The following is a 12,313-nucleotide window of genomic DNA, read 5'->3' as shown; positions in this document are numbered from 1 at the left end:
ATATTCATTAGTCGCTTTCATCTAGCATAAATTACAGTGCATTACCTTTTGGTTTTATGGCCACCGCTACATTTTAGAGAGATTTATGCACTTTTCACTGAAAGATTTGCCTATCCGAGTTCAGGTACTGCTTCCTGTTTTAATTACCACATTTGCCTTAGTAGTCGCTCTGTGGATTACAAAAAATAATTTAGAGCATGATCAGTTTGAGGCTACGGCTGTAAGAAGTGCCGTTCAAGAAAATGAGGAGACATTGTCCGTATTTGTAGTCGATGATATTAACTTGATGCGCATTAATGCACTGTATTCGATTATTGACCCACGCTATCGTAAGGAGCTTCCACTCGAGTTAAAACAAACGAAAAATGACATTGCCACACAACTGAAAAATTTGCAAAAAGAGTCAATATATCAAGGTGATGTTTCTCATATTCTTAGCCGTGTGGATGAATACGTAACTCTTTCAAACCAAATGTTGGCATTGTTGGAACGGTATGATCAAGGCGCTGTATCTGAAACTGAATACATGTCATACATTTCCGAGTTTAGAGAAACAGGCCATGATATGCTCAGTGCTGTTTCTGACCTGAGTAAAAAAGTTAAGCAGCAAGCAGATCAAGCATTGGATAAAATTGCAGCACATGAACAGAGCGCAATGAACACTGCGATGTTTACTGTACTGTCTGTGCTTGCGTTATCTCTTGTGGTGGCTTGGATCCTTTCCAATATGATTGTGGCCCCGATTCAGAAGCTGCAAGCTGTGATGCGTGAATTAGCGCAGGGGAACTTAACCATTCGCGCTGATGCGGATGGCGAGAATGAAATCTCAAAGCTTGGTAAAGATGTCAATACGACTACCTCTCAGTTACATGCTACGGTAGATCATTTAAACCGTATTAGTGAAGAAGTGGCGTCAGCTTCAACCGAGTTGGCTGCGGTGATGACGCAAGCAGAGTCAAATGCACAACAAGAGTTGAGTGAAATTGAACAAGTTGCTTCGGCAGTGAATGAACTTGCGAGCACAGCAAACAACGTGAGTGATAACGCAACGGTCGCTGATTCAACCGCTCGCGAAGCGGATGAACTTGCTAAATCAGGCTTAGCTATTTTTAAAGAGAGCGCCCAAGCGAGCTTACAAATGTCAGAAGCGCTGAATCATGCTGCGAGCGTAGTTCTGCGTCTAAAAGAGCAATCAGAGCAGATCAACGATGTCGTTGAAGTGATCCGAGGTGTCTCTGAACAAACCAACTTATTGGCACTGAATGCAGCTATTGAAGCGGCACGTGCAGGTGAGACTGGTCGTGGTTTTGCGGTCGTGGCTGATGAAGTCCGCATGCTTGCTGCACGTACTGAGAGTTCAACTAAAGAGATTCGAGTTATCATTGAAGAGCTGCAAAGCCAATCGATTCTTGCAAACGATAGTATGCAAACCAGCATTGAGATGCTTGCGCGTAACGGTGAGTTAACGCAACGAGCAAATGATGCACTTGTTGGGATCACGGAATCGGTTTCAGACATCAATGATTCAAATACGCAAGTGGCGACTGCGGCAGAAGAGCAGTCGCAAGTCACGCAAGATATTAACCGTAACGTGGTTAATATGTCTGAGCTTGTAAATCAAAACGTAACGGGTATCAGCCAGAGCGCCAGTGCCAGTGCCGAACTGTCACAATTGGCCGAGAAGCAAAAAGCGCAGCTCGCCTTCTTCAAACTATAAATCGACTACTATTTCCTAGTCTCAACCGCATAACTCGAAAGGTTATGCGGTTTTTTTATGAATCAAAGAATATCTAACCATCCGAAATAACTAGGTTTTTTTGGGTTAGCTGCTTGTTTTTATGATTCGATCTCCCTCGTATAAAAAACACTATCTTTATTAACATTATCTTCATATATTGACGCAATAAGAACTAAAAATGTGATGTTCATCGTGTGAACGCATGGTCAAGTGGCTGAAAGTAAGGAGTGTTTTTATGGCGAAAGAGGAAAGCTTATTTCGTTTAGAAAGGGTAAAAAGGTTTAATTTTTCAGTGTGGACGGTATTAACCGGAACATTGATTGCTCGTACCAGTTTTTTCATGGCATGGCCATTTTTGATCGTGTTTCTTTACCAAGATTATGGTGCATCACCGATTGACGTGGGTGGAATGCTGGCGACCTCTGCTGTTGTAGGAGCAATTACTGGGCTGTATTCAGGGTATCTTTCCGACAAATTTGGTCGCAAGTGGGTGATGGTTCTTGGCAGTGTGATGGCTGCATTTGCCTACAGTGGCATTGGTGTGGCTGATCAAATCTGGCAGTTTTACGTGCTTATCGTCCTTACTGGTTTAATGCGACCAATGATTGAAGCGCCGGGCAAAGCGGTGATTGGTGATAACTTGCCGAATTTGAAAGATCGCGAGCTGGCGCTCAACATCCGCTATTTCCTACTCAATCTAGGTGGTGCCATTGGGCCACTGCTTGGGATTACGTTTGGGCTTTCTCACCCACAAACTCTCTTTTTCTTTACCGGCGGCACGTATTTATTGTTTGGTTTTTGGCTGCTGCTCGGTATTGAACGTAAAGGGCGCTACACCAAACCCGATCGCTCCAGCTTGCCTCATTTTTCTTCGACGCTAAGAGTGATCAGTAAAGATAATATTTTTGTGAAGTTGATGGTGGCGAACTTCATCATGATGTTCATCTATGGGCAGGTAGAATCGTCTATTCCACAAGTGATTGTACGCACCAGTGCCGCCGATGCAGCGCAAATTGTCGCAGGGTTAGTGCTGGTAAATACCATGACCATTATCATCTTCCAGTTCCCAATGTTGAAGTGGTTGGAAAACGTCCCGCTGTTTGTACGAACTCGGATCGGCATGTTATTGATGGGGCTTGCGCAACTCGGCTTTCTGTTTACCCCCGCAGATTTACCGATTGGTTGGGCGCTCGCTTGCTTTGTTTTGAGTATGGGCGAAGTCATTGCTTTTCCAACCTTAAACGTACAAATAGACCGCATGGCTCCCGCCCATTTGCGTGGTTCTTACTTTGGTGCCGCCGCGCTTTACTCGTTAGGTTTTGCGATTGCGCCACTGGTTGGGGGGGCGGTGATTGGATACCTCAATTCAAACTGGCTGTTTGGTCTTTGCTTTGTGCTGTGCCTAGTGATGATTTGGCTTTACTGGGTCGCAGAGCATCAGCCCGATACGGTCGAGCGTGAACCCATTACTCAAGCTTAATTTGTTCTTTTTGTAAGGCTCTCATCGAGAGCCTTAACAGCGCTATTTTTTTATCGCTACGCCAACTTCCAGCTTATCTAGCCATTCCAAAAATCGTTGAACATCATCGCCCCGAAAAATAGCGCCATGTTGCGGACACATCATCTCAATATCTAGCTGGCTGACTCGCTCAATCCAATCACTTTTGGCGCGGTTAGATGGCATCCAACGTTGATGAAAATAAGTCATTTTGGGAATATGGCTTTGAAAATCTTCTACAAAAAAAGAGGCGTTAGGGCTGTCGAGCGCGGCACCAATATCGCCAGACATCAATATTTTTGCATCAGGGTCGTAAACCGAAAAGTTACCAGAAGAGTGCATGTAATGTGCTGGGATAAAGTGCAGGTCGTGACCTGATAAGGACACTTTTCCACCTTCATCTTTGATGGGGGAGAATTGAATTGACTCCATACCAAAATGGCGGATAAACCCTTCCCACAACCAAGGTGAATGTAATGTTGCACTGGGCAGTGCTTTATCCCATAAACCGAGGGAAGAGATGATGTCTGGATCTTGGTGAGAGGCAAAAAGATGCTTGATATGTTCAATCGGCACTTCTTTCACGACGCAACCGAGCATCGCCGAAAATAGTTCAATGCCACCGGGATCTAGCAATATCGCTTGATCACGATTGACTATCATATATTGGTTGGTATCAATGATTTTTTCTGGTTTGTTTGGATCGCGAGCAAACATCACCCAGCGATGATGGCCGCGTTCAAATAGTATTTTTGATTGCATAGTTCACCTGAGAAAAGAGAGAGAATGTTTTGAGCGATAGCATGACGTGAGCTTGAATTTCTTTTGCCAGTTCAGCGACGTTATTCGCAATGCTTTGCAGTTGGGCTTGATATCGCTCATCTGCTTGAGAGGCTTCCACGCTCAGCATGATCGAGATGATTTGTGCAATGCGCAGGTTGTCGTATAAGGTTTGCAATAACTCGTGCAGGTTTTGAGCTTCAGAGTAGAAACTGTGACTGAGTTTGCTATATTCCTCTTGGTTTTGATGATGTACGACATCCAAACTGTGTAAATGCCGAGCGTTATGCGCTTGTATATACACATTTTCAAAACGTTCAAGCGCAGCGCGTGCACGAGTCCTTGCAGTTGCGAGTTGGCTGATACGCTGCGCCTTCAAGTTGATGGTGTGCGACGCCTCTAGCGTGACGCGGACTAAATCATCAATCGAATCAGTAATTGGCCGAAAACCTGCGGCACTTTCGCCCGCACGCAGAGCCAGAGCTCTGGCATTGCTGGCGACAAGCAGTAATTTTTTTGCAATGAGTACGCTTTGGTTTAGCTCTGCTGCCACTTCCGCCGCAATCACGAAAACCGGTTTGTTGTCCATAGTTATCGAAAATATTCATCAACTTAACGTGTGTTAACTATAGACCAGATTCATATTTTTGATACTAGATTGCTCGTTTGGGCTCTGTGTTACCTAAACTCAATGGTTTTTCTGCTGCTCAACTTGCCGAAGTGCACGTTGGTACATCGCCCACGCGGCAAGGCCTGCGAGGATATTACCGATCAACGCCCCGATAAACAGGCCATGCAGTGCCGCTATTTGAGCGCCAACCCATAAACAGGGCAAGAAGAACACAAACAGGCGCAGCGCGGAAATGGTTAAGGCGGTGTATGATTTTGCCAACGCATTAGAAACCGAGACCATTAACATGCAGATACCAAGCGGCCCTAAACTGATTGGCACAATCATTAAGTGCCAGTGCAAAATGGATTCGACACTTTGTTCGCTGGTCATCAGCGCTGCAAGGTGGCCGGATAATAGATAGGTCACTACGGCGATGATGAGCTGAAACCCAAGAATAAATTGGCACGCAACACGAACCAATTTTCGAATGTCTTGCAATTGGCCTGCACCAAGCAAACGGCCCACCATCGGTGGCATCGACATAGTTAATGCCAATATTGCGACCATCGCAAAAAACTCAAAACGAGATCCTAACGCCCATGCCGCGACAGCTGCGGTGCCGAAACTGGCTAATAGTTTGGTTGCCAGCATCGAAGAAAGCGGTGGAAGAAGCTGGCTTATCATGGCCGGCCCCATGATATGGCTGATAGAGCGAATACTTTTCCCTACATCCAAATCTGACCAATCAAACAGCATCCAGTGTCTTTTCGACACCTTGGGCGCAACCACGAACACGCCAATCCCAAAGGCTAAAATGGTCGCCAGCGCCGCGCCTTCAATACCCAAATCAAAAGTGAAGATAAAAATAGGGTCTAAAATCAGGTTTAAAATGCTGGTGACCATCATCATAGTACCCGGCAACATGGTATTGCCATTGGCTCGACACAGGCTGTATAAAAAGTACAGCACCGCGCCCACCCAAGCACTGATTAACCAATAAATCCAGTAGCTGTCGACGATCTGATATACAGATTCAGGAGCGCTGAGTAGCGCTAAGATGGGATGACGCAGTAAATAGATAATCACTGAAAACAGAGCAACCCCAATGCTGCCAATAGCGACGACCAACCCACCAAGCTGCTTCGCGTAGCGAATTTGGTTCGCACCCAATGCGCGAGCAATCACCGCTGTGGTCGCAATGCCAAGCCCAACCTGAAGGCCAATAATGATCATCTGAATGGGTAATGTAAACCCTTGCGCGGCAAGGGGCAACACGCCAAGTTGGCCGATAAACGCACTATCGACCAGTTGGAAGCTCATCAGGGACAGCACACCAAACATCATCGGCCAAGTCATTTGCAAGAGTTGGTGCGTGAGTGAAGGTGGAGATAACGGGGTGGTGTTTGACATTGCTCGGCTCAACTATATGGGTAGAGGTTTTAATATGTGGCCTCTGCGGTGAAAAACAAGCTCAGAATGGTTTGTACGTTATGTGTGTTGAGTATGTTAACAGCTATACGTGAAGAGAGCGACGTTCATCCCCATCGAGTTGTTTCGTGCAATGACATGAAAATCATCATACTGATGAAATATTTCATAAAAACCTAACCGTTCGGTGAATACTTGAGCGTTAATCTCGTGATGAACTCGTCCTATTTCTATGAAATGAAACCGATTTCATTTCTGTTTTGTGAATCAATTTGCGTTTAATGTATTGATGGTGTTAATAAAAAATAACAATAACGCTCTTCCTCAGTTTCATCGCCAAAAGCAGTCGAGCGCGCTGTGAAGCGACACCTAATTTTCACTTGTTTCATTTTTTAAACTGACCACAGAACAAAAACAAACCAAGTGATTAATAGGACTTAACATGAAAAATTATAAGCTTCTACCTCTATCCCTAGCTGTGGCTGCCGTACTCTCTTCTGCTCCTTCTTTTGCCAATGATCCAATGCCAAATCCTGAGGTGTTGGATCAAGATCAACAACCACTGGTGCTGACACCAGATATAAACGTTCCCGCGGGTATCGTATTTTCTGGTTATGCTCGTTATGGCGCAGCCTACCAAAATGGCGATGTCAAACTGGTTGAAACCAATGGTCGTTTAAACGGTAACTCAACAGGCCGTTTAGGTAACGAAGGTAACGGTGGTGAGTTCCAATTTGGTAAAGGATTCGTCAGTGACAGCGGTGCTATTTGGGATGTGGTGGTGATGTTCAACCATTGGGGTGATGAGGTGGGTGTGCCTAAAGCTTACGCTGGCGGAACTAACATTTTTGAAAGCCAACCTGAACTTTATGTATGGGCTGGTCGAGACTTTCACCAACGTATTTCAACGAATTTGAACGACTATTTTTGGATGACGCATGATGGGCAAGGTGGTGGTTTCTACAACCTTAATCTAGGAGGCATTAAATTCGACGCCAGTGTCGTTAGTGCAACGGGGGCTTCTCCTAGCGATCATCCAGATGGTAATTACGCATTGACCACCAAAATCCACGGCATTCAATTTTCTGATACAACCAATCTCAGCATTTATGCTAACTACGGCTTTGATGACAATTCGGATCCAACTGCCAAAAAACTCAACGCGTTTCAAGTGGCGGGTGAATTGAAGTTTGGGGATGACCGTTTGGTGGTGCGTTATGCTGATAACGCCAAAGACAGTGTTTTTTGGAAAACGGAGAATCAATCAGCGTTGTTGGTGAGCTTTGATGGGAGTAAGGCACTGGGAGACAATGCGGCGATTGAATACCTAGCGGCTTATCAAGCCTACGAAGATGGTGCATACAAACAGTATGACCGTACTAACTACAACGTGTTGGTTCGCCCGATGTATTTTTGGGATGAGACTAACTCAACGTGGTTAGAAGCTGGCTATGATGTTGTGGATTTTGACAACATCGACGCCACCAACTCTTCTTGGAAAGTGACACTATCGCAGAACATTTCGTTTGGTAAAGGTGCAGGCGCTCGACCAATGCTCCGTTTCTATGCCACTTTGGGTGATGCCGATAACGAAACTGTGATCGACAAAGACGGCCTATTTAAAGCCGCAAGTAACCCAGATACGGTAACGATTGGCGCGATGTGGGAAGCGTGGTGGTAACCCCATATTTGATCATTAACTGTCCATTCTTTTTTCACGGCTCGCTCGATGCCTGCCGTGGTTTTTAACCTCCAGCGATACACTTACGCTTTCGGGCCACATTAGTGGCCCTTTTTTATTTACGGTAATCGGCCACCATCTTTTTCTCTCTTCCGATTGCCATGAAACAGTTTCATGGCTGCTTGGGAAACTGCTGTGGCTTTCAATGTTTAGATAATTGTCATTTGTGTGCCTAGTTCGATGTGATTTCTCTCACGCTAAAGCGAGGGGATATCTTGAATACTAGCTCATGAAAGCGGTTTCTTGTTGGTTTTGTCAGTAATGTTGTGAGGCGAGAGTGGCGACAATTAAAGATGTGTCTGAACATGCAGGTGTATCGCAAGCGACGGTGTCGCGGGTGATTAATGGAACTAGCCGTGTTAGCCACGATAAAAAACTCAGAGTCGAAAAGGCGATTAAAGATCTTGGTTACCGCCCCAATTCTATTGCTCAAGCATTGGCTTCAAGCCGTACGGGAAGCATCGGCATCATAGTACCGGAATTAGGGGGCCCTTTTTATTCAAGCATTTTGCACAACATTGAAGAGCAACTGCGTAAGTTTGGCTACCACGTCGTCGTGACGGCAGGCTCGAACACAGAGCAAGGGCAAAAAGAGTCGGTGCAATTTCTGCTAGGTCGCCGAGTCGATGCGTTAATTCTCCATACTCAACATCTAACCGATGACTACTTGATTGAATTGGATCAACAAGGGGTTCATTTGGTGCTAGTGAACCGTTTTATTCCTGAGATGGCCAGCAGCTGTATTGACATTGATAACGAGATAGGTGGCTTTTTGGCGACACAGTATTTACTCAGTCAGGGTCATCAACGAATTGCTTGTATTACTGGGCCATTGGATAAATCTGATGCGCGAGGCCGTTTGCAAGGCTACCGAAAAGCGTTGGAGGAGGCTGGGCTTGACTATGAAGAAGCGCTCGTGTCTGAAGCTGGTTTTACCGAAGAATCCGGCGTCAAAGCGATGCGCAAATTATTGATGCGTCACTGTGAATTTAGCGCCGTATTTGCTTCAAACGATCATATGGCATTTGGTGCATTTGAAGAGTTGCGCCGTGTCGGGTTGCAAATACCACAACACATATCCTTGGTTGGATTTGACGATATTTTATTCGCGCGTTACCTCACCCCAGCGTTAACGACCGTGAATTTCCCTCTTGAACAGATGAGCTTAGAAGCGGTTCAGCTCGTTATTCAAAAGCTGCACAAAAACAAACGCGACGTGAACTTCAAATTATCCCCTTCGTTGGTGATACGAGACTCCGTCAAAAATTTACTCAACACCCTATAAACCTAACAATAAAGATATTAAGGATGAATCATGAAATTTAAGACCTTAGTGCTATCAAGCGCCGTGGCTTTAGGATTTTCTTCGCTTACATATGCTGCCGACCACACCATCCGTTTAGACGGTTTCCCCGACTTTGATAGCAGTTTGAAAGTCTTATTGCCGGACTTTGAACAAAAGAGTGGTATCAAGGTTGACTATTTAATGAATAACCACGGCGACCACCACACCAAGCTGACGACGAACCTTGCCACAGGATCCGGAGCGGGGGATGTGATTGTGGTTGATGTAGAGAAAATTGGCCCCTTTGTTGCCTCCGGTGGCTTAGTCAATTTGTCGGAAAAATATGGCGCGGACAAATTCCAAGACCATTTTGCACCTTATGCTTGGGCACAAGGCAAGGGTGGCGATGGCCATATGTATGGCATTCCTGTCGACCTTGGCCCAGGCGTGATGTACTACCGAACCGATGTGTTTGAAAAGGCGGGGATTGACATCAATCAAGCGATAAAAGATTGGGACTCCTACATCAAAGCCGGTGAAATATTGAAGAAACAAAACGTACAGCTGATTGCATCCGCCGCTGATGTAGCACAAGCGATCATTTTTACCACGGTTCCTGACGGCGAAGGATTGTATTTTGATAGTAAGGGAAATTCAGTCGTCACTTCCGAACGTTTTGTACATGCATTTGAAGTGGCAAAAACGATTCGTGAAAAAGGGCTAGATGGCCGAATTTTGGCATGGTCTAACGAATGGTATGAAGGTTTCCGTAACGGTACTTTTGCTACTCAGCTTTCTGGTGCGTGGTTGCTCGGACATCTAAAAAACTGGATTGCGCCAGATACAGCAGGCAAATGGGCCGTATCAAACCTTCCTGATGGTATTTACGGCAGTTGGGGCGGTTCATTTCTCTCAATCCCTACTCAGTCAAAACATCAAGATGACGCGTGGAAGCTGATTGAGTACATGACAACCAACCGTGATGTGCAGCTTAAAGCGTTCGAAACGATTGCCGCGTTCCCCTCTAATGTCACGACTTACGATGACCCAATGTTCAATGAAGAAATTGAATTTCTAGGTGGTCAAAAAGCGCGTTTGTTGTTTGCGAATGTGGCAAAAAACATCAAACCAGTCGCGCCTGCGAAAGGCGACCATGTGGCTCGTTCTATCATCTTAGAAAATGCACTGATGGAAGTGTTGGATGAAGGCAAAGACATCAAAGCCGCACTGAAAGATGCAGAACGTTTGATTCAGCGTCGTACCCGTAATATGCAATAGCACGGTCATCATTAAAAAGAACCGCCAGCGGTGCTGGTGGTTCACTAAGCGTAAGTTATAGAAGGCATGATGTTATGCCTAAGAGGTCGTTATTATGAATCACGTTACGAGCAACGCTGTGCAAGCGCCATCGGGTCGACGTTTTTTTTCTCACCTGAGTTTGAAAGCGCTTACACCGTACGGGTTTCTATTGCCGTTTTTGATTATTTTTTCTGTTTTTGGAGTTTTTCCTCTCCTGTTTTCTGTCTATCTCTCTTTTCATGCGTGGAACCCCGTCGAAGGGGTTGCCGCCATGAATTATGTGGGATTTGATAACTACCAAGTTGCATTGACCGACCCTTGGTTGTGGCGTTCATTAAGCAATACATTGTGGTTGGCGATAACTTCGGGCGTCGCTCAACATTTAGTGGCTATTCCAGTGGCCTATATTTTGGTTTCATTGGGCGATCGGCTGCGTCATTGGCTGACATCCGCTTATTTTTTGCCATTCATTACCTCAACGGTGGCGGCGTCGCTCATCTTCTTCAATATGTATTCACCCAATTCGGGCATCATCAATCAAAGCTTAATGGCTTTAGCTGATAGCAGTGTCTTTGGCTGGGCATTTTCTTGGCTTAATGAGTATCAGCCTATCCGTTGGTTAGATGATGCCAACATGATCAAACCCTCGATTGCCATCATGGTTTTTTGGAAATACACCGGTTTTAACATCGTGTTGTACACCACAGGTTTAATGACCATTCCCAAAGAAATTTTAGAAGCCGCGCGGATGGATGGCGCTAACGCTTTTCGCCGTTTTTGGAATATCTCACTGCCGATGATTCGCCCTTTCGTTTTCTTTGCCGTCACCATGACCATCATTGGCAACTTACAACTGTTTGAAGAACCGTTTGTATTAACGCGCGGCACCGGAGGCGTAGGCCAAGCAGGCTTAACCATCTCAATGTATCTCTACAAAGTGGGTTGGGAGTGGCTAGAGATGGGCACGGCATCCGCTATTTCTTGGCTGCTGTTTGCGCTGATTGCAACTTGTACTGCGATTCAGTTTTTCTTATTTGGTAAAAAAGGGTTGGGGGAGTAATAGCATGTCAATCCACGCTTTAAAACTCAGTGATCGCAGCATTGAACTCATCACTAAAGTAATGATGGCGCTACTGGCGGTTGTATTGATTGTCTCGGCGTTGATCACTGTTTTCCCATTTTTGTGGTCGGCGCTGCTGTCAACGCGCGATCGTACGGAAATCTTCGGTTCAGGCATCAGCTTTGCCATTGGGGATAGCTTAGCCATTAACTATGCAAAGCTGTTGCAGATTATGCCGTTTTGGCAGGCGATGTTTAACTCTATCTACATTGCCTTTTTAGGCACCACTATCTCACTGTTGTTTTGCAGTATGGGCGGTTACGCGTTTGCTGTGTTTCAGTTCAAAGGTAAGAACGCGCTATTTGGTATGTTGGTGGCTTCCATGATGATCCCACCCGTCTTGAGCTTGATCCCCTATTTTATGATCGTGAAATTTCTGGGTTTGATGGATAACCACATGGCAGTTTGGCTGCCGTTTACCACTACTCCGTTCGGGATTTTTCTAATGCGCCAACACGTGATGGCCTCTATTCCTAAAGAGTTATTAGAAGCGGCCAAACTCGATGGCGCGGGAGAGTTTCGTACTTACTGGAGCGTTGTTTTGCCGTTGATGAAACCTGCATTGGCAACACTGGCGATTGTACAGTTTGTCTTTTTCTGGAACAGCTTTATGAATCCGTTAGTGGTGCTCACATCGCCAGAAAACTACGTCATTACTCAGGCGTTACGTAGCGTGCAAGGCATTCCAAATACGCCTTGGGGTGCGGTGATGCTTGGCACCACCATTTCTATATTGCCGTTGGTGACTATCTATCTCTTTGCGTCCAAACAGATGATAAGCGGCTTAACATCCGGTGCAGTAAAAGGCTAA

General features: G+C 45.5%; 10 protein-coding genes. 7 read left to right on the top strand and 3 right to left on the bottom strand.

What is annotated here, in order from left to right; translation table 11 throughout:
- Positions 1–85 precede the first annotated feature (85 nt).
- Both AACU59_RS08625 and AACU59_RS08620 read left to right on the top strand, forming a co-directional pair.
- Positions 86–1,717, top strand: a complete 1,632-nt coding sequence (locus tag AACU59_RS08625; protein WP_094144817.1) for a methyl-accepting chemotaxis protein — start codon at positions 86–88, stop codon at positions 1,715–1,717.
- A gap of 256 nt (positions 1,718–1,973) precedes the next feature.
- On the top strand, positions 1,974–3,218 hold the full coding sequence (locus tag AACU59_RS08620; RefSeq protein ID WP_176428514.1) for an MDR family MFS transporter: 1,245 nt from the start codon (positions 1,974–1,976) through the stop codon (positions 3,216–3,218).
- A gap of 42 nt (positions 3,219–3,260) precedes the next feature.
- Here the strand turns inward: AACU59_RS08620 and AACU59_RS08615 are convergent, their stop codons facing one another.
- From AACU59_RS08615 to AACU59_RS08605, 3 genes are all read right to left on the bottom strand, one after another.
- A complete protein-coding gene (locus tag AACU59_RS08615; RefSeq protein WP_013868161.1) occupies positions 3,261–3,998 on the bottom strand; it encodes an MBL fold metallo-hydrolase in 738 nt (245 codons plus the stop codon).
- The gene (locus tag AACU59_RS08610) at positions 3,976–4,605 is read right to left on the bottom strand and encodes a hypothetical protein (protein ID WP_017043842.1); all 630 of its coding nucleotides are present in this window, start codon (positions 4,603–4,605) and stop codon (positions 3,976–3,978) included. The genes AACU59_RS08615 and AACU59_RS08610 overlap by 23 nt, the downstream gene beginning before the upstream one ends.
- 99 nt (positions 4,606–4,704) lie before the next feature.
- A complete protein-coding gene (locus AACU59_RS08605) occupies positions 4,705–6,039 on the bottom strand; it encodes an MATE family efflux transporter (RefSeq protein ID WP_176428513.1) in 1,335 nt (444 codons plus the stop codon).
- A gap of 460 nt (positions 6,040–6,499) precedes the next feature.
- On the opposite strand from AACU59_RS08605, the gene AACU59_RS08600 reads away from it, so the two are divergent.
- The 5 genes from AACU59_RS08600 to AACU59_RS08580 all read left to right on the top strand — a co-directional run bounded on the left by AACU59_RS08600 (position 6,500) and on the right by AACU59_RS08580 (position 12,313).
- On the top strand, positions 6,500–7,738 hold the full coding sequence (locus AACU59_RS08600; protein ID WP_017044902.1) for a carbohydrate porin: 1,239 nt from the start codon (positions 6,500–6,502) through the stop codon (positions 7,736–7,738).
- 337 nt (positions 7,739–8,075) lie between these two features.
- Positions 8,076–9,083 carry a LacI family DNA-binding transcriptional regulator gene (locus AACU59_RS08595; RefSeq protein ID WP_017044901.1) on the top strand — a complete coding sequence of 336 codons (1,008 nt, stop codon included), beginning with the start codon at positions 8,076–8,078 and terminating at the stop codon, positions 9,081–9,083.
- Between the two features lie 30 nt (positions 9,084–9,113).
- Positions 9,114–10,361 carry an extracellular solute-binding protein gene (locus AACU59_RS08590; protein ID WP_094124999.1) on the top strand — a complete coding sequence of 416 codons (1,248 nt, stop codon included), beginning with the start codon at positions 9,114–9,116 and terminating at the stop codon, positions 10,359–10,361.
- A 94-nt stretch (positions 10,362–10,455) separates the two neighbouring features.
- Positions 10,456–11,442, top strand: coding sequence for a carbohydrate ABC transporter permease (locus AACU59_RS08585; RefSeq protein ID WP_094144635.1), 987 nt, complete (start codon positions 10,456–10,458; stop codon positions 11,440–11,442).
- Between the two features lie 4 nt (positions 11,443–11,446).
- A complete protein-coding gene (locus tag AACU59_RS08580) occupies positions 11,447–12,313 on the top strand; it encodes a carbohydrate ABC transporter permease (RefSeq protein WP_017044900.1) in 867 nt (288 codons plus the stop codon).

Origin of the sequence: Vibrio sp. V23_P3S9T160 (assembly GCF_963886625.1) — a bacterium.
Classification (GTDB): domain Bacteria; phylum Pseudomonadota; class Gammaproteobacteria; order Enterobacterales; family Vibrionaceae; genus Vibrio; species Vibrio anguillarum.
The sequence above is the reverse complement of the archived record's forward strand: the minus strand, read 5'-3'. Positions and strand labels throughout refer to the sequence as shown.